At 71.2% G+C, this 23,159-nt stretch carries 21 protein-coding genes; 12 read left to right on the top strand and 9 right to left on the bottom strand.

Going from position 1 to position 23,159, the window contains the following annotated elements; genetic code table 11:
- Positions 1–51 precede the first annotated feature (51 nt).
- Entirely contained in the window at positions 52–1,716 is a 1,665-nt protein-coding gene (locus MICNX66_RS01660) for an ABC transporter substrate-binding protein (RefSeq protein ID WP_187663057.1), read from the bottom strand.
- A gap of 152 nt (positions 1,717–1,868) precedes the next feature.
- Here MICNX66_RS01660 and MICNX66_RS01655 point away from each other — a divergent pair, with 152 nt between their 5' ends.
- Together MICNX66_RS01655 and MICNX66_RS01650 are read left to right on the top strand one after the other, a co-directional pair.
- Positions 1,869–2,513: a TetR/AcrR family transcriptional regulator gene (locus MICNX66_RS01655; RefSeq protein ID WP_187663056.1), complete on the top strand. Its 645-nt coding sequence runs from the start codon at positions 1,869–1,871 to the stop codon at positions 2,511–2,513.
- Between the two features lie 22 nt (positions 2,514–2,535).
- Positions 2,536–3,858: an amidohydrolase gene (locus tag MICNX66_RS01650; RefSeq protein WP_187663055.1), complete on the top strand. Its 1,323-nt coding sequence runs from the start codon at positions 2,536–2,538 to the stop codon at positions 3,856–3,858.
- A gap of 10 nt (positions 3,859–3,868) precedes the next feature.
- Here MICNX66_RS01650 and MICNX66_RS01645 read toward each other — a convergent pair whose 3' ends face one another.
- From MICNX66_RS01645 to MICNX66_RS01630, 4 genes are read right to left on the bottom strand one after another with little or no spacing between them, the layout of a single operon-like run.
- Entirely contained in the window at positions 3,869–4,573 is a 705-nt protein-coding gene (locus MICNX66_RS01645) for a GTP pyrophosphokinase (protein ID WP_187663054.1), read from the bottom strand.
- Positions 4,574–4,626: 53 nt separating this feature from the next.
- A complete protein-coding gene (locus MICNX66_RS01640; protein ID WP_187663053.1) occupies positions 4,627–4,890 on the bottom strand; it encodes a type II toxin-antitoxin system RelE family toxin in 264 nt (87 codons plus the stop codon).
- Positions 4,887–5,147, bottom strand: a complete 261-nt coding sequence (locus MICNX66_RS01635; protein ID WP_085604709.1) for a type II toxin-antitoxin system prevent-host-death family antitoxin — start codon at positions 5,145–5,147, stop codon at positions 4,887–4,889. Before MICNX66_RS01635 ends, MICNX66_RS01640 begins: the two co-directional genes overlap by 4 nt.
- A gap of 33 nt (positions 5,148–5,180) precedes the next feature.
- Positions 5,181–6,242, bottom strand: coding sequence for a VanZ family protein (locus MICNX66_RS01630; protein ID WP_187663052.1), 1,062 nt, complete (start codon positions 6,240–6,242; stop codon positions 5,181–5,183).
- A gap of 224 nt (positions 6,243–6,466) precedes the next feature.
- Here MICNX66_RS01630 and MICNX66_RS01625 point away from each other — a divergent pair, with 224 nt between their 5' ends.
- Positions 6,467–8,416 carry an APC family permease gene (locus MICNX66_RS01625; protein ID WP_370429086.1) on the top strand — a complete coding sequence of 650 codons (1,950 nt, stop codon included), beginning with the start codon at positions 6,467–6,469 and terminating at the stop codon, positions 8,414–8,416.
- A gap of 9 nt (positions 8,417–8,425) precedes the next feature.
- Here MICNX66_RS01625 and MICNX66_RS01620 read toward each other — a convergent pair whose 3' ends face one another.
- The gene (locus MICNX66_RS01620; protein WP_187663051.1) at positions 8,426–9,832 is read right to left on the bottom strand and encodes an aminotransferase-like domain-containing protein; all 1,407 of its coding nucleotides are present in this window, start codon (positions 9,830–9,832) and stop codon (positions 8,426–8,428) included.
- Here MICNX66_RS01620 and MICNX66_RS01615 point away from each other — a divergent pair.
- Positions 9,831–10,811, top strand: a complete 981-nt coding sequence (locus MICNX66_RS01615) for a DMT family transporter (protein WP_187663050.1) — start codon at positions 9,831–9,833, stop codon at positions 10,809–10,811. The genes MICNX66_RS01620 and MICNX66_RS01615 overlap by 2 nt on opposite strands.
- Positions 10,784–11,377 (top strand): FMN-binding negative transcriptional regulator, encoded by a 594-nt coding sequence (locus MICNX66_RS01610; protein ID WP_187663049.1) that lies wholly within the window; start codon positions 10,784–10,786, stop codon positions 11,375–11,377. The genes MICNX66_RS01615 and MICNX66_RS01610 overlap by 28 nt, the downstream gene beginning before the upstream one ends.
- Before the next feature lie 71 nt (positions 11,378–11,448).
- Here the strand turns inward: MICNX66_RS01610 and MICNX66_RS01605 are convergent, their stop codons facing one another.
- Complete coding sequence (locus MICNX66_RS01605; RefSeq protein ID WP_187664078.1) at positions 11,449–12,597, bottom strand: SLC13 family permease; 1,149 nt, start codon at positions 12,595–12,597, stop codon at positions 11,449–11,451.
- 281 nt (positions 12,598–12,878) lie between these two features.
- Between MICNX66_RS01605 and MICNX66_RS01600 the strand changes: the two genes are divergently transcribed.
- From MICNX66_RS01600 to MICNX66_RS01575, 6 genes are read left to right on the top strand one after another with little or no spacing between them, the layout of a single operon-like run.
- The gene (locus tag MICNX66_RS01600) at positions 12,879–12,968 is read left to right on the top strand and encodes a potassium-transporting ATPase subunit F (protein WP_036292752.1); all 90 of its coding nucleotides are present in this window, start codon (positions 12,879–12,881) and stop codon (positions 12,966–12,968) included.
- Positions 12,968–14,644 (top strand): potassium-transporting ATPase subunit KdpA, encoded by a 1,677-nt coding sequence (gene kdpA, locus MICNX66_RS01595; protein WP_187663048.1) that lies wholly within the window; start codon positions 12,968–12,970, stop codon positions 14,642–14,644. The genes MICNX66_RS01600 and kdpA overlap by 1 nt, the downstream gene beginning before the upstream one ends.
- Positions 14,645–14,646: 2 nt before the next feature.
- A complete protein-coding gene (kdpB, locus tag MICNX66_RS01590; RefSeq protein ID WP_187663047.1) occupies positions 14,647–16,887 on the top strand; it encodes a potassium-transporting ATPase subunit KdpB in 2,241 nt (746 codons plus the stop codon).
- Between the two features lie 20 nt (positions 16,888–16,907).
- A complete protein-coding gene (gene kdpC / locus MICNX66_RS01585; RefSeq protein WP_187663046.1) occupies positions 16,908–17,513 on the top strand; it encodes a potassium-transporting ATPase subunit KdpC in 606 nt (201 codons plus the stop codon).
- On the top strand, positions 17,510–20,071 hold the full coding sequence (locus tag MICNX66_RS01580) for an ATP-binding protein (protein WP_187663045.1): 2,562 nt from the start codon (positions 17,510–17,512) through the stop codon (positions 20,069–20,071). The genes kdpC and MICNX66_RS01580 overlap by 4 nt, the downstream gene beginning before the upstream one ends.
- The gene (locus MICNX66_RS01575) at positions 20,068–20,739 is read left to right on the top strand and encodes a response regulator (RefSeq protein ID WP_187663044.1); all 672 of its coding nucleotides are present in this window, start codon (positions 20,068–20,070) and stop codon (positions 20,737–20,739) included. Before MICNX66_RS01580 ends, MICNX66_RS01575 begins: the two co-directional genes overlap by 4 nt.
- On the opposite strand, the gene MICNX66_RS01570 is transcribed toward MICNX66_RS01575, so the two are convergent.
- Together MICNX66_RS01570 and MICNX66_RS01565 are read right to left on the bottom strand one after the other, a co-directional pair.
- Positions 20,736–21,551 carry a TspO/MBR family protein gene (locus tag MICNX66_RS01570; protein ID WP_187663043.1) on the bottom strand — a complete coding sequence of 272 codons (816 nt, stop codon included), beginning with the start codon at positions 21,549–21,551 and terminating at the stop codon, positions 20,736–20,738. The genes MICNX66_RS01575 and MICNX66_RS01570 overlap by 4 nt on opposite strands.
- 85 nt (positions 21,552–21,636) lie before the next feature.
- Positions 21,637–22,203 carry a TetR/AcrR family transcriptional regulator gene (locus MICNX66_RS01565; RefSeq protein WP_187663042.1) on the bottom strand — a complete coding sequence of 189 codons (567 nt, stop codon included), beginning with the start codon at positions 22,201–22,203 and terminating at the stop codon, positions 21,637–21,639.
- A gap of 95 nt (positions 22,204–22,298) precedes the next feature.
- On the opposite strand from MICNX66_RS01565, the gene MICNX66_RS01560 reads away from it, so the two are divergent.
- Entirely contained in the window at positions 22,299–23,141 is an 843-nt protein-coding gene (locus tag MICNX66_RS01560; protein WP_187663041.1) for an alpha/beta fold hydrolase, read from the top strand.
- Positions 23,142–23,159 lie beyond the last annotated feature (18 nt).

Raw genomic sequence — 23,159 nt, 5'->3', positions numbered from 1 at the left:
GGCTGAGCCTGTCGAAGGCCGGTGCAGGGGGTGGCTGAGCCTGTCGAAGCCCTAGTCGGCGAGTTCCAGCTTGGTGAGGATCTGCACGATGTTCTGCTGGGTCGGATCGGCCGAGGCGTACGGGTCCTCCTCGGAGGGCCAGCCCACGTAGTTCCGGGTGTTGAACTCCCCCAGCAGCGGGTGCGCGCCGAGCGGGATGGCGGGCACCTGCTCGACGAAGATCTCCTGCAGCGTGGTGAGGGCGGTGGTGCGCTCCTCGTCCGACGACGCGTTGGCGTAGCCGTTCAGCGCCGCCGTGGCCTCCGGGTCCTCGAAGCGGCCGAAGTTGAACCCGGCGATGCCCTCCGGGGAGATCCAGCGGGGGTCCATGGTCGAGGTGTAGAGGCCGTAAGCGGTGCCGCTGTCCTCCAGCCAGTGGATGATCGCGGAGAACGTGCCCTCGTCACGCGGGACCTGCCAGCCGCCCCAGTCGGGCATGTCGATCTTCACCTCGGCACCGATGGCCTCGGTCACATCCTCCGCGATGAGCTCCTGTGCCGTGTTCCAGTCGCTCCAGCCCGAGGGCACCGACAGCGTGAACGAGACGGGGGTGCCGTCCGGATCGATCAGCGCGTCGTCCTTCCAGGTGTACCCGGCTGACTCCAGCAGATCCCGCGCCTTCTCGGCGTCGACGGCGTACTCCTGGCCCTCGAACTCGGGCTGGATCTCGTCGTCCAGGATCGACGACAATCCGGTCACCGACCAGACCGGCTCGCTGGCGCCCTCCCGGGCGATGTCCACGTAGGCGTCGCGATCGATGACCCAGGCGAGAGCCTGGCGGAACGTCGGGTCGTCGAACGGCTTCTGCTGCAGGTTCATGAAGAGCGTCGCCGAGCCGGTGGTCGGGGCGGCCCAGAACTTGTTGTGCTCGGGGTCGGCGTCGAGGAACTGCTCCTGGATCTGCGGGATGAACGCCTGCGCCCAGTCCGCCTCGCCCTGGGCGAGGGCCGTGGTCAGCGCGGTGTTGTCGCCGTAGGAGACGTAGTGCAGCTCGGGCACGGCGAGGTCGCCGCCCCAGTAGTCGTCGCGCGCGGTGAGCGTGACCGACTCGGTGGACCAGTTGGAGAGGGCGTAGGGGCCGGTGCCGACGAGGTCGTCGCCCTTGACGGGATCGGTGGCGGGGTCGTCGAGGTTCTCCCAGATGTGCTTCGGAACGATCGGCACGTGCAGGACGCGCGCCTGGTTGACGTACTTCGACTCGCCGAACGTCAGGGTGACCGCGTCGCCGTCGACGGTGGCGCCCTCGAACTTCAGACCGGCCGTGTCCAGCGCGGGCGTGGAGACGAGCTCGTACGAGTAGACGATGTCGTCGGCGGTGAACGGCTCCCCGTCGCTCCAGGTGACGTCGGGGCGGGGCACGACGGTCACGGCGGTGTAGTCGTCGTTCCACTCGATGCTCTCCGCGAGCCAGGGGGTGACCCCGCGGTCTCCGGTCTGGTTGACGAGGCCGAGGGTCTCGAAGACGACCTTTCCGTAGCCGTACTTCGAGGCGGACGAGTCTCCGACGTACGGGTTGTTCGACTCGGTGGTGATGGCGCCGTCCGGCTTGGCGATGGTGAGGGCGACGGCCTCGCCCGTGGCGGCGTCGTCGCCCCCTCCGGACGAGCATCCGGCGAGCGCGGAGACGCCGAGGACGGCGACCGCGCTGGCGGCGATCAGGGTTTTCGTGAGCTTCATTGCTTCTCCTTGGGCACGGGTCCTTGTGCGGCGACGCGGCCGACGGATCGCCTCCGACCGCGCTTTGCTTACTGTCGAGAAAGTAAGCTGTGGAGAGGTTACCGAGGAGTAAGTTGGTTGGCAAGCAGAGTGCGACGAGGGGAGGTGGGCTCATGACGGACGATGTGCACACGGTCCGGGTGCGCCCGGCCACGCGGGAGAAGCGCGAGCAGATCCTCAAGGCGGCGGTGGAGATCTTCGGCAACAAGGGCTCCACGAACGGCACCCTCGCCGATGTCGCCGAGCAGGTCGGCATCACCCACGCGGGCGTCCTGCACCACTTCGGCTCGAAGCAGAAACTCCTCCTCGAAGTGCTCGCCTACCGGGATCAGGCCGACGTGGCCGACCTCGCCGAGAAGCACATCCCCGACGGGCCGGAGCTCTTCCTCCACCTCGTCCGCACGGCGTTCGCCAACGAGAAGCGGCCGGGCATCGTGCAGGCCTACACGGTCCTGTCCTCCGAGTCGGTGACCGACGACCACCCCGGCCGCGAGTACTTCGAGGATCGCTACACGACCCTGCGCCGGGAGGTGACGGCGGCGTTCGGCGAGCTCTGCGCTCAGGAGGGCGTGACCGAACCCGCGACCATCGCCGCCGCCTCGGCCGCCATCCTCGCCGTGATGGACGGCCTGCAGCTCCAGTGGCTCCTGCACCCCGGAGTGGTCCCCCTCGGCGCCGCGAGCGAGTTCGCGATCCGCGCGATCGTGAACGGCGTGCTGCATCCGGGACCGGCCCTGGAGTCCTACGCGCGGCCCTGACCTCCCGGCTAGGCTCGGGCGCATGGCCATCGACCTCGAAGCGCTCTACATCGATCTGCACCAGCACCCGGAGCTGTCGTTCCAGGAGACCAGGACCGCGGGCATCGCCGCCCAGCACCTGCGCGACCTGGGGCTCGAGGTCGAGGAGGGGGTCGGCGTGACCGGCGTGGTCGGCGTGCTGCGCAACCCTTCCACAGGCCCTTCGACGAGCTCGGGGACCCAGGATGGCCCTTCGACGAGCTCAGGGTCCCAGGGCTCAGGCCCTTCGACGAGCTCAGGGACCCAGGAGGAGGACTTCCCGCGGCCGGTCGTGTGGGTACGCGCCGACATGGACGCGCTGCCGGTCGAGGAGCAGACGGGTCTGGCGTACGCGAGCACCGCGAAGGGCGTCGATCCGGCCGGCACCACCGTGCCCGTGATGCACGCCTGCGGCCACGACATGCACGTCACCGCGATGATCGGGGCCGTGGAGAAGCTGGTCGCCGAGCGCGCGGAGTGGTCGGGCACCCTCGTCGTGCTCATCCAGCCCGCGGAGGAGTACGGCGCCGGCGCCAGGGCCATGCTCGACGACGGCCTGCTCGCCCGCTACCCGAAGCCCGACGTGGTGCTCGGTCAGCACGTCACCCCGCTCCCGGCGGGCATCATCGGCGTGCGCAGCGGCACCCAGATGGCCGCCTCCGACGGCCTCACCGTCACCCTGCACGGCCGCGGCGGCCACGGCTCCCGCCCGCACGCCACGATCGACCCGGTCGTGATGGCGGCCGCGACCGTGATGCGCCTGCAGACGATCGCCTCCCGCGAGATCGACCCGCAGGGCGTGGCCGTGGTGACCGTCGGATCGATCCACGCCGGACTCAAGAACAACATCATCCCGGCCGAGGCGAAGCTGGAGCTCAGCCTCCGCTATCCGAACGAGGACGCGCGCGAGAAGGTGCTGAAGAGCGTCGAACGGATCGTGCGCGCCGAGGCCATGGCGTCCGGTGCCGAGCGCGAGCCCGAGATCCACACGCAGCACACGCTGCCCGCCACGATCAACGACGAGGAGGCGACGGCGCGGGTCTCCTCGGCGCTGCGTCGCGCGCTCGGGGACTCGGCCGTCGTCGACCCCGGCATGTTCACGGGCAGCGAGGACGTCTCCTGGTTCGCGCGCGACGCCGAGGTCCCGCTCGTGTTCTGGTTCTGGGGCGGCGTCGACCCCGCCCGATTCGCCGAGGCTCTTGCGGCGGGGACCGTGGAGAAGGACATCCCCACCAACCATTCGCCCTTCTTCGCGCCGGAGATCCATCCGACGATCGAGGTCGGGGTCACCGCGATGTCCGCGGCCGCCCGCGAGTTCCTCGCCTGAGGCGGGGCGCTCAGACCTCGACGACGCGCGGCGCAGGCGGAGGAGGCGGGGCGAGCTGTCGCTGCGGCACGCCGTGCGCCTCGCGGTGCAGCCGCTCCATGCGGATGTCGAGCTCGGCGGCGGCATCGGCGGCATCGCTGAGGCTGTCGACGAGGTGCGCGGGCACCTGGTTGGAGAACTTGTAGTAGATCTTGTGCTCCAGGCTCGCCCAGAAGTCCATCGCGATGGTGCGGAACTGCACCTCGACCGGTACGGCCAGCGCCCCGGTCGAGAGGAAGACGGGGACCTCGATGATGGCGTGCAGGCTCTTGTACCCGTTCGGCTTCGGATTCGCGATGTAGTCCTTGACCGTGCGGACGGTCACGTCGTCCTGCGCGGTCAGCAGATCGAACAGGCGGTAGACGTCGGCGACGAAGCTGCACGTCACCCGCACGCCGGCGATGTCGGTGATCTCCGTGCGGATGCGATCGAAGTCCGGGTCGTCGATGCCCTTCCTGGCGATCTTCTCGACGATGCTGTCCGGCGACTTGAGCCGGCTCTTGACGTGCTCGATGGGGTTGTACGCGTGGTCGTGGGTGAACTCGTCGCGGAGGATCGAGATCTTCGTCTCCACCTCGCGCATCCCGAACTCGTACTCGCGGAGGAAGCGCTGCAGCTGGTCGCGGAGCTCCTTCGCCTCGGAGATCAGGTGCTCGTCGACCGGGATCACGCTCATGAGGACGACGTTATCGATCCGTGATCGGAAACCCCTGTGGATTCGAGATGCCGTCAGAGGTCGTAGACGTCCCGCCGGTGGGCGACGCGGACCACGGTGACGAGCACCCGCTCGTCCACGACCTCGTAGAGCACACGGTAGTCGCCGATCCGCACGCGCCAGGCGTTGTCGAACCCGGCGAGCTTGCGGACGCCGTGCGGACGAGGCTCCCGTTCGAGGTCGGAGATCCCGGCGAGGATGCGCCGACGGAGCGGAGGATCCAGCTTGCGGACCTCCTTCGCCGCTGCGGTGGTGAACTCGACGCGGTACCGCGTCACGGGAGTTCCGCACGGAGGTCATCGAGCGAGACTCGACCCCCGTCGTCCGCCGCCTTCGCCGCTCCGAACTCCGCCGCATCTCGCGCAGCCTCGAGCTCTTCCAGGAGCTCGAGATCGTCGACGCCGATCACGACCGCGGTGAGCTTGCCGTGACGCGTCACCCCCACCCGCTCCGCCCCGTACGCGACACCGCCGAGAACGTCGGCGAGCTGATCGCGCAGGTCCTTCGACGGCACGCTGCGGCTGAGAGTGTTCATGCGTACAGAATACCTCTTATGTACATAATGGGCTCAACTCTTCGCGGTCACGCGGGCGTCCTCGAGGTGCTGGCCGGAGAGCAGGCCGGGAAGCCCACGACCCTGGCGGGTGGTGAACAGCAGCACGATCGCGACGAGGATCAGCAGCGAGGACAGCGCGTCGAACACCCCGCCGAGCATCCCCAGCGCCGTGAGTCCGCCGATGCCGCCCGCCCAGCGCAGCAGCCGGGCGAGCGCGGCCGGCAGTCGCGACCCGGTGTAGCGCAGCTGCACGGCGAGGTCTCCCACCGAGCGGCCGGTGACGAGGATGATCACGAGCCACAGGGCACAGGCGGTCGCCGTGCTCACCGTGCCGGCGAGGGTGCCGTCGAGCACGGCCTGACGGTCCTCCACGACGTACTCGAGCCAGAGCTGCACCGCGACGCCCCCGGCGAGCACGACGAAGCCGTTCGCGAGCCCGTCGCAGAGCATCGCCAGCGCGCGGCGACCGCGCGTGACGGGACGGGGCTCATCGGCGTCGGCACGGGCCTGAACTCCGCGCAGCGACCGTGGCACCACGAGCGCGAGGACGGAGCCGACGACCGCTCCGGTCGTGTTCGTCATCAGGTCGCCCACGTCGAAGAAGCGGTAGGCGCACGGGTACAGCCCCCAGACCCCGGTGAGCTGGGTGGTCTCCACCAGCAGGGACAGACCGAACCCGACCACGAGGGCGGTGGGGAGGCCGCGGCCGCCCAGCACGCGGAGGAACGCTCCGAGCGGGACGAACAGCAGCACGTTGAACACGAGTTGGAGCAGGGCGGGCTGGCGCAGCGGGTTGCCCGGAGCGGCGAACGCCTTCTGCACGTCGCGCACGACGGACATCGGGTCGGTGATCGCCCCCACGCAGCGGATGGTGTCCGGGTCGGGAAGCGGCAGCAGCGTGTACGTCCAGATGGCCCAGAAGTAGACGAGCGCCGCGAGCCAGAGCAGCGTGCGTCCGAGCGAGAGGCGTCCGCGGCGGCGGTAGCTGATCGCGACGAAGGGCACGAAGAGCACGACGCCCACGGCGAGGCCGATCGCCACGGCGATGACCCCCAGAACCACCTGATCCCCCACTGACGCAAGGATACCGGGAGGCCGTGAGGATTCCGTGAGGGAGCGCCACCGCGCCGTAGGGATTCCGTGAGGATCGCGTGAGGGCGGCTGCGGTCGGCGTAGTGTCGCCGGACGTGTCAGAACAAACGAGGCCGACCCCGGACGCGCCGCCGCGCGCCAAGCGCATCCTGCTCGGCGACCCGCTCACGAGCGCCCAGGTCGACGAGCAGCTCCTCCCCAAGCGCATGGCGCTGCCGATCTTCGCCTCGGACGCGCTGAGCTCGGTGGCATACGCCCCACAGGAGCTCGTGATGATCCTGCTCATCGGCGGTCTCACGTTCCTGTCGTTCACCCCGCTCGTCGCGGCGGCGGTCGTCGTGCTGCTGCTCGTGGTGGTGCTGAGCTACCGGCAGCTCATCAAGGCGTACCCCTCCGGCGGCGGCGACTACGAGGTCGCGTCGAAGAACCTCGGCGAGGTCCCCGGGGTGATCGTGGCCGCAGCGCTCCTCGTCGACTACGTGCTGACGGTGGCGGTGTCGGTCGCCTCCGGGGTGGACAACATCATCTCGGCGGTGCCGGGTCTCGATCCTCTTCGCGTGGAGCTCGCCGTCGGCTTCGTCGTGCTCATCATCATCGTGAACCTCCGCGGGGTGCGCGAGGCCTCGCTCGTGTTCGCCATCCCCACGTATGTGTTCATCGGCTCGGTCGGCGTCATGATCGTCACCGGGCTCGTCCGGACGGCCCTCGGCGACGCCCCGGTCGCCTCCAGCGCGGAGTTCGCCGTCCAGGCCGAGAGCCTCAGCCAGGCGGCCGTACTGCTGCTCATCCTCCGCGCGTTCTCCAGCGGCTGCTCCGCGCTGACCGGGGTCGAGGCCGTGTCGAACGGCGTCCCCGCGTTCCGGGCCCCGAAGGTGCGCAACGCCCAGTCGACGCTGGTGCTCATGGGCACCATCGCGATCTGCCTGTTCTCCGGCCTCACCGCCCTCGCCCTCATCGCCGGCGTGCACTACGCCGAGAACCCCTGCGACCTCATCGGCTTCGACTGCACGACCCCGCAGCCGAGCCTGATGGCGCAGATCGCGGCGGCGACGTTCGGCGGCGGCAGCATCCCGTTCTTCATCGTGCAGGCGGCCACGGCCTGCGTGCTGCTCCTCGCGGCGAACACCGCCTTCAACGGCTTCCCCCTGCTCGGCGCCGTGCTCGCCCGCGACGGCTACGCCCCGAAGTCGCTGAACACCCGCGGCGACCGGCTCGTGTTCTCCAACGGCATGATCCTCCTCGGGATCGCCGCGATCGCCGTGCTCGTGGTGTTCCAGGCGCGGCTGACGACGCTGATCCAGCTGTACATCATCGGCGTCTTCGTCTCCTTCTCCCTGGGCCAGATCGGCATGGTGCGGCACTGGCGACGGCTGCTGCGCGCACCCGTCCCCCCGAACGGCGACGGCGCCGCGGACCGGCGTTCCGCGCGGGTGGGGCTGCTCATCAACTCCGCCGGGGCGACGCTGACGGTGCTCGTGCTCGTCATCGTCACGATCACGAAGTTCACGCACGGCGCCTATCTCGTGTTCTTCGCCATCCCGGTGCTGGCGTTCCTGATGATCGGCGTCAAGCGCTACTACCGGGATGTCGAGCACGAGATCGCGATCGACGACACCACCCGGTTCGGCGCCTCGGGCGACGTCGCCATCGTCCTCGTGAACCATCTGCAGAAGCCGGTCATGAAGGCCATCGACTACGCGATCGCCGCCAAGCACGACAAGACCCTCGCGGTGCACGTGGCCGTCTCCCAGGAGGACGCCGCGCGTCTGCAGCAGGAGTGGGCGGACCACCTCGTGCCGGTGCCGCTCGTGATCGTCGAGTCGCCGTACCGCTCGTTCGCGCAGCCCGTGACGCAGTTCATCCGGCAGTACCGCGAGAAGCACGGATCCTCCGTCGTCACGGTCTACCTGCCGCAGTACATCGTGGGGCACTGGTGGGAGAACTTCCTGCACAACCGGCGCGCCCGTCGCCTCGCGAACCAGCTCATGCTCGTGCACGGGGTGTCGATCACCCTGGTGCCGTGGCTGCTCGACTCGTCCGAACTCATCTACGGCCGGCGCTCGCGTCCACTGCCCGGCCAGGAGAGGGCGGGGCGGCCCGTCGTGGTGGCCGGGCGCCGGGCGCACCGCCCCGCCGGGCCGCCGTCCGAGTCCTGACGGCGACGGTCAGGTTCCGGCGAGGATCGCGCCGAGGATCGCCGCAGCCTCGGGGAAGCGGGACGGGTCGGCGCTCGCGTAGTTGAGCCGTACGTACGCCCCCGACGGCTCGGCGGGGAACCACTCACTCCCCGGCGCGATGACCAGGCCGCGCGCCGCGCACTCGCGGACGACCGCGGCGGCGTCGGTGCCGTCCGGCAGCCGCAGCCAGAGGTTCAGCCCGCCGACCGGCACGGCCTCCACCAGCGCGGTCGGCGCCTGCGCGGCCAGGCACGACAGCAGGAGATCGCGCCGCGAACGCAGCTGCTCGCGGAAGCCGCGGAGGTGCGTGCGCCAGGCCGGCTGGGTCACCACGTCGAGCGCGGCCGCCTGCAGGAGGCCGCTGACATACATCGACTCCGCCGCGCGATCGGCGAGGATGCGGTCCCTGGCGGGACCGCGCGCGATCACCGCCGCCACCCGCAGGGACGGCGACACGCTCTTCGTCAGCGAGCGCAGGTAGACCACGTGACCGTCGTGGTCGGAGGCCGCCACGGGACGGGGCTCGGCGTCGATGCCCAGGTCGTGCGCCCAATCGTCCTCGATGAGGAAGGCCCCGCGGCGACGGACCGCGTCGAGGACGGCCTCCCCGGTCGCCGCCGGCCACTGCGCACCGGTGGGGTTCGCGAACGTGGGCTGCGCGTAGAACGCCCGGGCTCCGGTCTCGGCGAGCGCTCTGTCGACCGCGTCCGGATCCGGACCCTGCGGACCGGAGGGGACGGGAACGAGCACGACCCCCGCCTGCTCCGCCGCGAGCAGGGCACCCCAGTACGTCGGCGACTCGATGAGCAGCGGCCGGCCGACGCCGACGACCGCCCGGAAGATGGAGCTCAGTCCGCTCTGACTCCCGGAGATGATGACGGCGTCGCGGGCGGTCGGCACCGTGATCCCGGCCGGGGCCGCCGCGGCCAGCTCCGCCGCGAACCACTCCTGCAGTCCGGGCTCGCCGGCCGCGGGAGAGCGGGTGAGAGCGGACGCGGTCCGGGAGGCGCGCACCAGGGCCTGCCGGACGAGCCGCTCGGGGAGGAGATCCGGAGCGGGATACCCGGAGTGCAACCCGATCGCGTCCGGCGAGGTCGGGCGCTGCGCCGAGGAGAGACCGTCCAGGCGCACGGCGGCCGCGCCAAGAGCCCCGGCCTGCCAGCCGTAGTCCGCCGGGAGGACCGTGCGCGCCGCGCGGACGAAGGTGCCGACCCCGGGTCGCGCCTCGACGAGCCCGAGGCGGACGAGCTGCTGCACCGCCTTCTGCACGGTCACGGGGCTCGCGGCGTACTCGGCCGTCAGCGCGCGGTTGGAGGGGAGGCGGGCGCCGGGTGCGGCGGCGGCGACCCAGGTCCGGAGGCCGGCCACGATGCGTGCGGTGCTATCCTGACTCATGAAAGAACACAGTAGCGTTATCCGTCCGAACGGAACACTGCTATCCCGCGCCGCCGGTCCCGCCTGGGGCCTCCTGGGCGTCGTCGCCTTCTCGTTCACGCTCCCGTTCACCCGGATCGCGCTCGGCGGCGGACTCTCGCCGCTGTTCATCGGCTCCGCCCGCGCGGTCGTCGCCGCTGTGCTCGCCGCACTCGTCCTCCTCGTCACACGCCAGCAGCCGCCGAACCCGGCCCAGTGGGCGCGACTCGCGATCGTCGCCCTCGGAGTGGTCGCCGGCTTCCCCCTGCTGACCTCGTTCGCCATGATCACCACGCCCGCGAGTCACGGCGCGGTCGTGATCGGCCTCCTGCCGGCCGCGACCGCGGTCGCCGTCGTGCTGCGCACCCGGGAGCGCCCGTCCCCCTCGTTCTGGGTCTTCGCACTCCTCGGCGCCGCCGCGGCCCTCGTCTTCGCGACGCTGCAGAACGGCACGCCCGGCGCGCTCCGCCCCGCCGACCTCCAGCTGTTCGGGGCCGTGATCGCCGCGGCCGTCGGCTACGCGGAGGGCGGCCTGCTCGCGCGCGAGCTCGGTGCCTGGCAGACGATCTCCTGGGCACTCGTGCTCGCCGCTCCCGTCATGCTCGCGGTGGCCATCGCCGCCGGGGTCGCCGCACCGCCCGTCGCCACCCCCACCGCCTGGCTCGCGTTCGGCTACCTGGCCGCGGTCAGCATGTTCCTCGGATTCTTCGCCTGGTACCGCGGCCTCGCGATGGGCCCCATGGCACAGGTGAGCCAGATCCAGCTCGTGCAGCCCGTCATGGGCATCACCTGGGCATCCTTCCTCTTCCACGAGGACGTCGGCCTGGCCACGGTGCTCGGCGGAGTCGCGGTCGTCGTGTGCGCCGGACTCGCCGTCCGCACCCGCAGTTCTCCTCCCACCCCCACCGCCACCCCCACCCGACAGGAGGAGCCATGCGTCACACCCCCCGCTACCTCATGACCGACCCGGAGGAGGTCAAGCGCCTCATCCGCGCGCACCCGTGGGCGACGTTCGTCTCGCCGACCTCCACCGGTCTCGTCGCCTCGCACTACCCCGTTCTGCTCGACGAGGATGAGGACGGCATCGTGCTCGTGAGCCACTTCGGACGCCCGGACGATGAGCTCCACGAGCTCGGACGACACGAGGTCCTGGTGATCATCCAGGGGCCGCACGACTACGTGTCCTCGAGTCTGTACGCGCCGGGAGACCTCGTCCCGACCTGGAACCATGTCACCGCGCACCTCTCCGGCACCCCCGAGATCCTCACCGCGGAGGAGAACTACGCCATGCTCACCCGGCTCACCGACCACTTCGAGGGTGGGCAGCCGCACGGGCGGAGCCTCGCGGAGGACGAGGCGGGCACCCGACGAGCCGCGAAGGGCACGGTGGGCCTGCGGCTCCGGGTCACCCGGTTCGATGCGCGTGCCAAGCTCAGCCAGAATAAGGCCCCCGAGGTGCGCGAGCGCATCGCCGCCCGGTTCGACGCGGTCCACCCCGCCCTGGCCGCCGAGATGCGTCGCGTCTGACCCCCGTTCGAATCGCGCACTGTGCTCCATCTCGGGCGGACGTGCAGCAGAGCGCGCGATTCGAAACGGGGTCAGAGGACGAGCGTGGCCAGGACGACGGTGGGCACCGCGGCGACGGCCCCCCAGAGGGCGAAGCGGCCCCAGCGGATCTCGACCCCGAGCGCCGTCACGCGATGGTGCCAGAGGAGCGTCGCGAGCGAGGCCCACGGCGTGACGAGCGGACCGAGGTTCACGCCGATCAGCAGGGCCATCAGGGCGACCGGGTCCCCTGCCGCGGGTTCGAGCACGAGGTAGGCGGGGAGGTTGTTGATCGCGTTCGCGCTCACGGCCCCGAGCGCGGCGAGCCGGAACAGGTCGCCGGGAGAGTCGCCGTTCGCGGTCGCCGAGGTCAGGAAGTCGAGCAGCCCCTGTGCGTGCGCGGTCTCGACCAGCACGAACAGCGACGCGGCGAGCGCGAGCGCCTGCCACGGGACGAGCGAGAGCCGCAGGGCCCGGCGACGACGGACGGCGAAGAGCGCGATCAAGGCGAGAGCCGCGACCGTGGCGGGGATCCACACGTCGTGGGTGAGCGCGAGCAGCGGCATCAGCACGACGAGGATGCCGGTGGCGCTCCAGAACAGCGTCGGATCGGCGGGGCGTCGGGGCACGGGCATCTCATACGTGCCGAAGACCGTGCGCCGATGCAGGACCGTGAGGATCGCGACGGGCACCAGTATCCCCACGAGCGTGGGCGCCCAGCTCAGCGCGATGAACGCCCCGGGGCCGTCCCCCATCGCGGGCGCGGCGAGCAGGTTGGTGAGGTTCGAGACCGGCAGCGCGAGGGACGCGGTGTTGGCGAGCCAGACGGTGGCCAGGGCGAACGGCAGCGGGGAGACGCCGATGCTCTGCGCCAGGACCACCACGACCGGGGTGACGATCACGGCGGTCGTGTCGAGCGAGAGGAACACGGTGCTCACCACGGCGAGCACGACCACCAGCGTCCACAGCACCACCACGCGGCCGCGACCCCAGCGCGCGAGGCGCTGCGAGACGACGTCGAACACCGCCGCATCACGGGCGAGCTCGGCGACGATCGTGATCGCGACGACGAACCCCAGCACGGGCGCGATCCGCGCCCCGAGCGCACCGGCGTCCGTGCGCGGCAGGAAGCCCGTGAGCACGCACACGAGCGCGATCACGACGAGCCCGGCGACGATCCCCGCGCCGACGCCGATCCGCATCCGTCCGATCCCCACCTCGTGAGCATAGGGCCGGCGCCACCCTTTCGAATCGCGCACCTGGCTGCATCGGCGGCGGGTTGGGGACCAGGTGCGCGATTCGAAGGCAGGAGGTGTGAGCAACCCGCATGCATCCGGGGGACGGGCGTAGGGGAACCGTGAGGATCGACGGATGCGGCCGGGCGGCGCAGTTGGATCGAGGACGTGCTCGACATCATCTACCTCGCGCTGACCCTGGCGCTGTTCGCCCTCGTGTCCCTCATCGCCAAGGCGGTGGACCGCGCATGATCGTCTTCGAGATCCTCGCCGCCGTCCTCGCCGTCGCCGCGGTCGTCTACCTGGTCGTGGCGCTCGTCGCCCCGGAGCGCTTCTGATGGACGCGACGGTCCTCTTCGGCGTCCTCCAGATCACGGCCGTCGTGGTCGTGCTCGTGCTCCTCTACCGCCCCCTCGGCGACTACATCGCGCACGTCTACACCTCCGGGCGCGACCTCCGCGTCGAGCGCGGGCTGTACCGGGTGATCGGGGTCGACCCCCGCTCCGAGCAGACCTGGCGAGCCTACGCCCGCAGCGTGCTGCTGTTCTCCCTCGTCGGGCTCCTGCTCGTGTACGGGCTGCAGCGGCTCCAGGCCTTCCTCCCCGCCTCGCTGGGCCTGCCCGCCGTGCCGGAGGGACTCGCGTTCAACACCGCCGCCTCCTTCGTCGCGAACACCAACTGGCAGTCCTACTCGCCCGAGCAGACCCTGGGCTACACGGTGCAGCTCGCGGGCCTCACCGTGCAGAACTTCGTCTCCGCCGCGGTCGGCCTCACCATCGCCATCGCCCTCATCCGCGGTCTCGCACGCCGCGGCTCCGCGACGATCGGCAACTTCTGGGTCGACCTCACCCGCGGTCTGGGGCGGCTGCTCCTCCCGCTCGCCCTGATCGGCGCGGTGGCCCTGCTCGCGGGCGGCGTGATCCAGAACGTGAACGGCTTCACCGACGTCGCCACGGTCTCCGGCGGCACGCAGACGATCCCCGGCGGTCCGGTCGCGTCGCAGGAGGCCATCAAGCTGCTCGGCACCAACGGCGGCGGCTTCTTCAACGCGAACTCCGCCCACCCCTTCGAGAACCCGACCGGGTGGACCAACCTCCTCGAGGTGCTGCTGATCCTGGTGATCCCGTTCGCCCTCCCCCGCGCGTTCGGCCGACTGGTCGGCGACCACCGGCAGGGCTACGCGATCGTCGCGGTCATGGGCACCCTGTTCCTCGCCTCACTCGCCGCGCTCTCGGCCCTGGAGCTGGCGGGACGCGGTTCCGCCCCCGAGCTCGCCGGCGCGGCGATGGAGGGCAAGGAGCAGCGCTTCGGCATCCTCGGCTCGACCCTCTTCGGCAGCGCGAGCACGCTCACCTCGACCGGGGCCGTGAACTCGATGCACGACTCGTACACCGCGCTCGGCGGCATGATGCCGATGCTGAACATGATGCTCGGCGAGGTCGCTCCGGGCGGCGTCGGCTCCGGTCTGTACGGGATGCTCGTGCTCGCGATCGTCGCGGTCTTCGTCGGCGGGCTGCTCGTCGGCCGCACCCCGGAGTGGCTCGGGAAGCGCATCGGACCGCGGGAGATGACCCTCGCGAGCCTCTACATCCTCGTGGTCCCGGTGCTCGTCCTCGGCGGCACGGCCCTGAGCTTCGCGATCCCCGGGATCCGGGAGGACGTGGAGTCCACGAGCATCCTCAACCCGGGGGTGCACGGCATGAGCGAGGTGCTCTACGCGTTCACCTCCGCCGCGAACAACAACGGCTCCGCGTTCGCGGGGCTCACCGCGAACACTCCGTGGTTCAACACCGCCCTGGGCGTCGCGATGCTGCTCGGGCGATTCCTCCCGATCGTGCTCGTGCTGGCTCTCGCCGGGTCGTTCGCCGCGCAGGAGCGGGTGCCGGCCACGACCGGCACGCTCCCCACCCACCGGCCGCAGTTCGTCGGCCTGCTCCTCACCGTGACCGTCGTCGTGACGGCCCTCACCTACTTCCCCGTGCTCGCACTGGGACCGCTCGCCGAAGGACTCTGACCATGACCCTCCTCACCACCCCTCCGGAACAGCAGGACGCCCCTGCCGTCCCCGCTCGTCCGCCGCGCTCCTTCGGCGGCGCCCAGCTCGTGCAGGCGCTCCCCGGTGCCGTCCGGAAGCTCAACCCCGCGACGCTCGTCCGCAACCCCGTGATGCTCCTCGTCTGGGTCGGCGCCGCGTTCACGACCGTCCTCGCGATCGCGGAGCCCTTCCTCGGCGCGCCCGCCTCCTCCGGCGGCACCCCCGTCCCGGCGGCGTTCACCTGGGGCATCGCGCTCTGGCTCTGGCTGACTGTGTTCTTCGCGAACGTCGCGGAGTCGGTCGCCGAAGGGCGCGGCAAGGCCCAGGCCGCGAGCCTGCGGAACACCCGCACCCAGACGATGGCGCGACGGGTGGTGGGCCCTTCGACAGGCTCAGGGACCCAGGGTGCGGGCTCAGGGACCCAGGGTGCGGGCTCAGGGACCCAGCGTGGCGCCGGGTGGGTCGCTGAGCTCGTCGAAGCGCCGACGGAGACGGTGTCGTCGGCGGAGCTGCAGCGCGACGACCTCGTGATCGTCTCCGCGGGCGAACTGATCCCGGGCGACGGCGACATCGTCGCGGGCATCGCGACGGTCGACGAGTCGGCCATCACCGGCGAGAGCGCCCCCGTCGTCCGCGAGTCCGGCGGCGACCGCAGTGCTGTCACCGGCGGCACCCGGGTGCTGTCGGACCGGATCGTCGTGCGCATCACGTCGAAGCCCGGCGAGACGTTCGTCGACCGCATGATCGCCCTCGTCGAGGGGGCGAGCCGACAGCGCACCCCGAACGAGATCGCGCTGAACATCCTCCTCGCGAGCCTGTCGATCGTCTTCGTCGTCGTGGTCCTCGCGCTGAACCCGATCGCGTCGTACGCCGCGTCGCCCGTGAGCATCCCCGTCCTCATCGCCCTGCTCGTCTGCCTCATCCCGACCACCATCGGCGCCCTCCTCTCCGCCATCGGCATCGCGGGCATGGACCGGCTCGTGCAGCGTAACGTGCTGGCGATGTCGGGGCGGGCGGTGGAGGCCGCGGGCGACGTCACCACGCTGCTCCTCGACAAGACCGGCACCATCACCCACGGCAACCGCCGCGCCCACGCCGTGCTGCCGCTCACCGGGGTGGACGCCGAGGAGCTGCTGCGCACCGCCGCCCTCTCCTCGCTCGCCGACCCGACGCCGGAGGGCGCATCGATCGTCGAACTCGCCGCCGCCCGCGGGATCCGGGTGGAGGCCCCGGCGGACGCCGTCGTCGTCCCGTTCGCGGCGCAGACGCGCATGAGCGGTCTCGACCTCGCCGACGGCACGCAGATCCGCAAGGGTGCCGCCTCGGCCGTGGCGGCCTGGCTGGGGCAGACTCCCGATGACGAGCTCGCGACCCTCACCGACGACGTCGCCTCGGGCGGCGGCACGCCCCTCGTCGTCGCGGTGCAGGGCCCTTCGACAGGCTCAGGGACCCACTCCGATTCCGGGACCCAGGCTGTGGACGCGCGGATCCTCGGGGTCGTGCACCTCAAGGACATCGTCAAGGACGGCCTCCGAGAGCGGTTCGACGAGCTGCGCAGCATGGGCATCCGCACGGTCATGATCACCGGAGACAACCCCCTCACCGCGAAGGCCATCGCGGCCGAGGCCGGCGTCGACGACTACCTCGCCGAGGCCACCCCGGAGGACAAGCTCGACCTCATCCGCCGGGAACAGGAGGGCGGACGTCTCGTCGCGATGACCGGGGACGGCACCAACGACGCTCCCGCGCTCGCCCAGGCCGACGTCGGCGTCGCGATGAACACGGGCACCTCGGCGGCCAAGGAAGCCGGCAATATGGTCGACCTCGACTCCGACCCGACCAAGCTCATCGACATCGTCCGCATCGGGAAGCAGCTGCTCATCACCCGCGGCGCGCTGACGACGTTCTCGCTCGCGAACGACATCGCGAAGTACTTCGCCATCATCCCGGCGATGTTCATGGGGGTGTTCCCCGGACTCGCGGCGCTGAACATCATGCAGCTGCATTCCCCGGCCTCCGCGGTCACGAGCGCGATCATCTTCAACGCCATCGTGATCGTGTTCCTCATCCCGCTCGCGCTGCGCGGCGTGAAGTACCGGCCGGCGAGCGCCTCGCAGATCCTGCAGCGGAACCTGCTCGTCTACGGCCTCGGCGGCGTCATCGCCCCGTTCGTCGGCATCAAGCTCATCGACCTCCTCGTCAGCCTCCTCCCCGGCTTCTGACCGGGCCCGAAAGGAACGCCATGTCGTCCACCACCCGCACCACGATGCGCACCGCCGGTGTCGCCGTCCGCGCGATGCTCGTCCTCACCCTCGTCCTCGGCGTCGGGTACACGCTGCTGGTCACCGGCATCGGCCAGCTCCTCCTCCCCGCGCAGGCGAACGGCTCGATACTCCCCGCCGACCGGGGCAGCGCGCTCCTCGGCCAGTCCTTCACGGATGCCGACGGTGAAGCCCTGCCCGAGTACTTCCAGTCCCGCCCCTCGGCGGCCGGCGACGGGTACGACGGGGCGTCGTCCGGCGGCAGCAACCTCGGGCCGGAGAACCCCGACCTCGTTGCCGCCATCGCCGCACGGAAGGCCGAGATCGCCGCGAGGGAGGGCGTCGATCCGTCCGCGGTCCCCGCGGATGCCGTGACCGCGTCCGGCTCCGGCCTCGACCCACACATCAGCGTCGCGTACGCCCTGCTCCAGGTGCCGCGGGTGGCCGCCGCCCGCGACCTGTCCGAAGACGAGGTGCGGGCCCTCGTGGAGTCTAGGATTCAAGGGCGGGACCTGGGGTTCCTCGGCGAGGAGCGCATCAACGTCGCGGAGCTGAATCTCGCACTCGACGACCGGGAGGGTGCATGAGCGCAGAGCGGCCGCCGCGCCCCGCGACGGACCGGAACCGCCGCGGACGACTGCGCGTCCTCCTCGGCGCCGCGCCGGGCGTCGGGAAGACCTTCGAGATGCTCGCCGAGGGTCGGCGGCTCCGCGACGAAGGCCGCGACGTGGTCATCGCGATCGTGGAGACCCACGGCCGTGCGGCCACGGCCGCCCTCACCTCCGGGCTTCCCGAGGTGCCGCGGCGCGAGGACGCCCATCGCGGGGTCACCCTCTCCGAGCTCGACCTCGATGCGGTGCTCTCCCTCGCCCCGGAGATCGCTCTGGTGGACGAGTTCGCGCACACGAACGCCCCCGGCTCGCGGAACCCCAAGCGCTGGCAGGACGTCGAGGAGCTGCTGGACGCGGGGATCGACGTCGTCACCACCGTGAACGTGCAGCACATCGAGTCGCTGAACGCGGTCGTGGAGAAGATCACCGGGATCGCCCAGCGCGAGACCATCCCGGACGCGGTCGTCCGCGCCGCCGACGAGATCGAGGTCGTCGACCTCGCACCGCAGACGCTCCGCGACCGGCTCGCCGCAGGTCTCGTCTACCCCGCTGAGCGGGTCGACGCCGCCCTCTCGCACTACTTCCGGCTCGGCAACCTCACCGCCCTGCGGGAGCTCGCCCTGCTGTGGCTCGCCGACGAGGTCGACAGCGCGCTCCGCAGCTATCGCGCGGAACAGGGCATCGCGGGAGCCTGGCAGGCGCGCGAGCGGGTGGTCGTCGCCCTCACCGGCGGCCCGGAGGGCGAGACGCTGCTGCGCCGCGGGGCCCGCATCGCCGCACGCTCCGCCGGCGGGGAGCTGCTCGCCGTGCACGTGACCGCCCAGGACGGACTGCGCGACGAGACCCCCGGCGCCCTCGCCGCGCAGCGCTCCCTCGTCGAGTCCCTCGGCGGCACGTACCACCAGGTGGTCGGGGACGACATCCCGGCGACGCTCGTCGAGTTCGCGCAGAGTGCCGACGCCACGCAGCTCGTGATCGGGGTGAGCCGGCGCGGCCGCCTCGCCGCCGCCCTCACCGGGCCGGGGATCGGCGCCGAGGTCATCCGCCGCTCGGGCGACATCGACGTGCACATCGTGACCCACGCCGCGGCGGGCGGCCGGCTCGCCCTCCCCCGCATCACCGGCGGTGCGCTCGGCTGGCGTCGGCAGGCGCTGGGCTTCGGCGTGGCCCTCGTGTTCGGCCCGCTGCTGTCCTGGCTGATGTTCACCGTCCGCAGCCCCGAGTCGATCACGGCGGAGGTGCTCGCCTACCAGCTGCTCGTCGTGGTGGTCGCCCTCATCGGCGGCATCCGTCCCGCCGTGTTCGCGGCGGTCCTCTCGGGCATCACCCTCGACTTCCTCTTCGTCGCCCCGCTGTTCACGATCACGATCGCGCACCCGCTGCACGTGCTCGCGCTCACCCTCTACGTCATCATCGCGATCCTCGTGAGCCTCATCGTCGACCAGGCCGCCCGCCGGGCGCGGACTGCGCAGCGGGCGACCGCCGAGGCAGAGCTCCTCGCGGCCGTCGCCGGGAATGTCCTCCGCGGCGACAACGCCGTGCTCGCCCTCGTCAGCCGCACGCGGGAGGCGTTCGGCCTGAGCGGGGTGCGGCTGCTCACTCCCTCCGGCGAGGTGCTGGCCAGGGACGGCGAGCCGGTACCGGACGGCCGCGCCACGACCATCCCGGTCGGGGTCGCGTCCGGTGGGGGCCCGCGCGCCGTGCTGGAGCTCAACGGCGAGCCGATCGCCGGTCCGGAGCGCCGACTGCTCGACGCGATCGTCGCCCAGCTCGCCGCCGCCATCGAGCACACCGATCTCCGCGCGACCGCACGGGAGGCGGAAGCCCTCGCCGAGACCGACCAGGTCCGCAGTGCCCTGCTCTCCGCCGTCAGTCACGATCTGCGTCGGCCGCTGGCCTCGGCGGTCGCCGCGATCGGCGGGCTCCGCGGCGCGCACGGGCTGTCCGCCGAGGACCGCGCGGAGCTGCTCGAGACCGCGGACGAGAGCCTCGCGACCCTCTCCGCCCTCGTCACCGATCTCCTCGACGTGAGCCGCGTGGAGGCGGGGGTGCTCGCGGTCTCGGCCCAGCGGATCGACGCGGCCGGCCCGGTGCTCGCCGCGGTGGACGAGCTCGGTCTCGGCCCCGCCGACGTCGAGCTCGCCCTGGACCCCGACCTGCCGCCGCTGCACGCGGACCCCGTGCTCTTGCAGCGGGTACTCGTGAACGTGCTCGCCAACGCCCACCGTCACGCTCCCGACGGCAGTCGCGTGCTCGTGTCGAGCAGCCGACTGGGGGATCGGGCGGAGCTCCGGATCATCGACCGCGGCGAGGGCATCGCGCCGGAACGCCGCGATGCCGTCTTCCAGCCGTTCCAGCGTTTCGGCGACACCGACAACACAGCGGGGCTCGGGCTCGGGCTCGCCCTGTCGCGCGGTTTCACGGAGGGCATGGGCGGTAGCCTGACTCCGGAGGACACCCCAGGGGGCGGACTCACCATGGTCATCTCCCTGCCGCTCGCCGCAGGGTCTTCCGACACGGAGGGGATGGAGTGAAGCTCCTCATCGCCGACGACGACCCGCAGATGGTGCGGGCGCTGCGGATCACCCTCGCGGCGCACGGCTACGAGGTCGTCGTGGCCGCCGATGGCGCCGCCGCGATCGCCGCCGCAGCGCAGAGCCATCCCGACCTCATCATGCTCGACCTCGGCATGCCCCGCCTCGACGGCATCGAGGTGATCCAGGCGCTCCGCGGCTGGACGAGCGTGCCCATCATCGTCGTGTCGGGGCGGACGGGCTCCGCCGACAAGGTGGAGGCGCTGGACGCCGGGGCGGACGACTTCGTCACGAAGCCCTTCCAGGTCGACGAGCTGCTGGCCCGGCTGCGGGCGCTCTCCCGCCGCGCGGTCGCCGCGAACGGGGAGTCCGTGGTCGCGTTCGGGGACGTCGTCGTCGACCTCGCCACGAAGACCGTGACCCGCGCCGGCACCCGGGTGCACCTCACGCCGACCGAGTGGCGGATGCTCGAGCACCTCGCGCGGCATCCGGGCGCGCTGGTGACCCGGCAGGATCTCCTCAAGGAGATCTGGGGCAGTGCCCAGGTGTCCGACTCCGGCTACCTGCGGCTCTACATGTCCCAGCTCCGCAAGAAGCTGGAGCGCGAGCCTTCGACGCCCGTCCACCTGCTGACGGAGTCAGGAATGGGCTACCGGCTGGTCCTCTAGCGACCGAGCGGCGCGCGGTCGTGCGTGCCCGCGATGCGACGCCGACGGAGGACCGCCACGACGCCGACGACGACGAGGAGGACGGCCACGATGATCGCGGTGACGGCGGTGGGCGTGCTCTCCGGCTCGCCCGTGATGCGCCCGACCGCGAGCCAGCTCAGACCCCAGGCGGTCGCGAGCGCCGGCGCGAGGCGTCCGGTGAACCAGGCCGATGCGGCGCCGATCACCAGCACGACCACGAGCACGGCGACGGCCCAGGCGTCGGGGGCACCCGCTCCGATCTCCGGGACCGTCTGGGTGGCCCAGGCGGCGGTGTTGGCGACCGTCGCGATGGTGACCCAGCCGAAGTGCAGGCCGTTGGCCCCGTCGGTGAGGAGGCGATCAGCGAGGTTGCGGGCGGGGAACCGGCCGAGGAGCACCATGACGCGGGCGAGCGTCGCGAGCAGGAGCGCGATCACGAGCACGGTCAGCCACAGCGTCAGGTAGCGCGCGGTCACGAGCCAGAGGCCGTTGAGCACCATCGAGAGGGCGATCCAGCCGCCGACCGCCTGCTGTCGCTCGTCGCGGCGCTGCGCGGGGAGCGCCTGCCACACGGTGTAGGCGAGGAGTCCCACATAGATGAGCGACCAGATCGAGAAGGCCGGTCCGGCGGGGGCGAGGTACGAGCCTTGGGCCGAGAGCGCGCCGTTCTGCAGCTCATCGACGGAGTCACCGCCGAAGGCGCCGGCGCCGATGGCCGCGGCGATCAGCATGAACACGGCGGCGGCGATCACGAGGCTCTGGCGGGCGATGCCCTTCGTCGAGGTCTCCATGCCCGCACCCTACGCCGGACGGGGACGGAAGGGAGTGGCCTTGACAGTGCCCCTTCGTTTCGCTAACCAGGTTAGCGAATGGGCATCAGGCCGGAGCGAGGGCGGCGTCGATCAGGACCTCGGCGGCGCGGCGTGCGTGCACGGCGGCCTCCGGGTCGGCGCCGATGGCCGCGGTGCTCTGCGCCCCCTCGGCGAGGAGAGAGAGCTGGGCGGCCAGGCCCACCGGGGCGCCGGTCGCCGCGACGAGCTCCGCCATGTACTGCTGGAACGACGCCTTGTGCGCGCGGACGATGCCGGCGACCTCGGGACTCGTGCCCCCGAGCTCGCCGAATGCGTTGATGAAGGCGCAGCCCCGGAACCCGTCGCTGCAGAACCAGTCCTCCAGGTAGCCGTAGACCGCGAGGAGGCGGGCGCGCGGGTCGTCGCCGCTCTGCGCCACGGCGGCGGTGAGCCCCTGCTCCCACTCGGCGTGCTTCCGCGTCAGCACCGCCGCGACGATGTCCGTCTTCGCCGGAAACAGCGAATAGAGGCGCCGCAGCGACACCCCGGCGGCGGACCGGAGCTCGTCCATGCCGACCGCCGCATAGCCCTTGCGGTAGTAGAGCTCCTCCGCGGCGGAGAGGATGCGTTCGCGCGCCTCGTCTTCGGTCATGTCCAGAAGTCTACTTGACATGAGAACGAACGTTCTCTAGATTGATCACATCAGGCGAGAACGATCGTTCTCACCGGCATCGGAAGGAACACAGCATGGGTTACATCACCGTCGGCACCGAGAACACCACCCCGATCGAGCTCTACTACGAAGACCAGGGCAGCGGTCAGCCCGTCGTGCTGATCCACGGCTACCCGCTCAACGGGCACAGCTGGGAGCGCCAGACCCGCGAGCTCCTCGCCCAGGGGTACCGCGTCATCACCTACGACCGCCGCGGCTTCGGACAGTCCTCCAAGGTCGGCTCCGGCTACGACTACGACACCTTCGCCGCCGATCTGAACACCGTGCTCGAGACCCTCGACCTCCGCGACGTCGTGCTCGTCGGCTTCTCCATGGGCACCGGCGAGCTCGCCCGCTACGTCGGCCGCTACGGCCACGAGCGCGTCGCGAAGCTCGCCTTCCTCGCGTCGCTCGAGCCCTTCCTCGTGCAGCGCGACGACAACCCCGAGGGCGTGCCGCAGGAGGTCTTCGACGGGATCGAGACCGCCGCCAAGGACGACCGCTACTCCTGGTTCACCCAGTTCTACAAGGACTTCTACAACCTCGACGAGAACCTCGGCACGCGCATCAGCCAGCAGGTCGTCGACGCGAACTGGAACCTGTCCGTCACCAGCGCCCCGGTCGCCGCCTACGCCGTGGTCCCGACCTGGATCGAGGACTTCCGCGACGACGTGAAGGCCGTGGCCGCCGCTGCCAAGCCCACGCTGATCCTGCACGGCACGAAGGACAACATCCTGCCGATCGACGCGACCGCCCGCCGCTTCCGCCAGGCCGTGCCCGAGGCCGAGTACGTCGAGGTCGAGGGCGCCCCGCACGGCCTCCTCTGGACCCACGCCGACGAGGTCAACGCCGCCCTGACGCAGTTCCTGGCCCGGTAACCCTCGTTCGAATCGCCC

The sequence above is a fragment of the Microbacterium sp. Nx66 genome (assembly GCF_904066215.1).
GTDB classification, from domain to species: Bacteria; Actinomycetota; Actinomycetes; order Actinomycetales; family Microbacteriaceae; genus Microbacterium; species Microbacterium meiriae.
The sequence above is the reverse complement of the archived record's forward strand: the minus strand, read 5'-3'. Positions and strand labels throughout refer to the sequence as shown.

What these genes read in the sequence shown, in the direction of transcription:
- MICNX66_RS01570 (WP_187663043.1), bottom strand. Translation starts at nt 21,551, where the DNA reads ATGGAGACCTCGACGAAGGGCATCGCCCGCCAGAGCCTCGTGATCGCC.
- MICNX66_RS01650 (WP_187663055.1), top strand. Translation starts at nt 2,536, where the DNA reads ATGGCCATCGACCTCGAAGCGCTCTACATCGATCTGCACCAGCACCCG.
- MICNX66_RS01635 (WP_085604709.1), bottom strand. Translation starts at nt 5,147, where the DNA reads ATGAACACTCTCAGCCGCAGCGTGCCGTCGAAGGACCTGCGCGATCAG.
- MICNX66_RS01610 (WP_187663049.1), top strand. Translation starts at nt 10,784, where the DNA reads ATGCGTCACACCCCCCGCTACCTCATGACCGACCCGGAGGAGGTCAAG.
- kdpA (WP_187663048.1), top strand. Translation starts at nt 12,968, where the DNA reads ATGGACGCGACGGTCCTCTTCGGCGTCCTCCAGATCACGGCCGTCGTG.
- MICNX66_RS01560 (WP_187663041.1), top strand. Translation starts at nt 22,299, where the DNA reads ATGGGTTACATCACCGTCGGCACCGAGAACACCACCCCGATCGAGCTC.
- MICNX66_RS01645 (WP_187663054.1), bottom strand. Translation starts at nt 4,573, where the DNA reads ATGAGCGTGATCCCGGTCGACGAGCACCTGATCTCCGAGGCGAAGGAG.
- kdpC (WP_187663046.1), top strand. Translation starts at nt 16,908, where the DNA reads ATGTCGTCCACCACCCGCACCACGATGCGCACCGCCGGTGTCGCCGTC.
- MICNX66_RS01600 (WP_036292752.1), top strand. Translation starts at nt 12,879, where the DNA reads ATGATCGTCTTCGAGATCCTCGCCGCCGTCCTCGCCGTCGCCGCGGTC.
- MICNX66_RS01660 (WP_187663057.1), bottom strand. Translation starts at nt 1,716, where the DNA reads ATGAAGCTCACGAAAACCCTGATCGCCGCCAGCGCGGTCGCCGTCCTC.
- MICNX66_RS01625 (WP_370429086.1), top strand. Translation starts at nt 6,467, where the DNA reads ATGGCGCTGCCGATCTTCGCCTCGGACGCGCTGAGCTCGGTGGCATAC.
- MICNX66_RS01620 (WP_187663051.1), bottom strand. Translation starts at nt 9,832, where the DNA reads ATGAGTCAGGATAGCACCGCACGCATCGTGGCCGGCCTCCGGACCTGG.
- MICNX66_RS01605 (WP_187664078.1), bottom strand. Translation starts at nt 12,597, where the DNA reads ATGCGGATCGGCGTCGGCGCGGGGATCGTCGCCGGGCTCGTCGTGATC.
- MICNX66_RS01565 (WP_187663042.1), bottom strand. Translation starts at nt 22,203, where the DNA reads ATGACCGAAGACGAGGCGCGCGAACGCATCCTCTCCGCCGCGGAGGAG.
- kdpB (WP_187663047.1), top strand. Translation starts at nt 14,647, where the DNA reads ATGACCCTCCTCACCACCCCTCCGGAACAGCAGGACGCCCCTGCCGTC.
- MICNX66_RS01580 (WP_187663045.1), top strand. Translation starts at nt 17,510, where the DNA reads ATGAGCGCAGAGCGGCCGCCGCGCCCCGCGACGGACCGGAACCGCCGC.
- MICNX66_RS01615 (WP_187663050.1), top strand. Translation starts at nt 9,831, where the DNA reads ATGAAAGAACACAGTAGCGTTATCCGTCCGAACGGAACACTGCTATCC.
- MICNX66_RS01655 (WP_187663056.1), top strand. Translation starts at nt 1,869, where the DNA reads ATGACGGACGATGTGCACACGGTCCGGGTGCGCCCGGCCACGCGGGAG.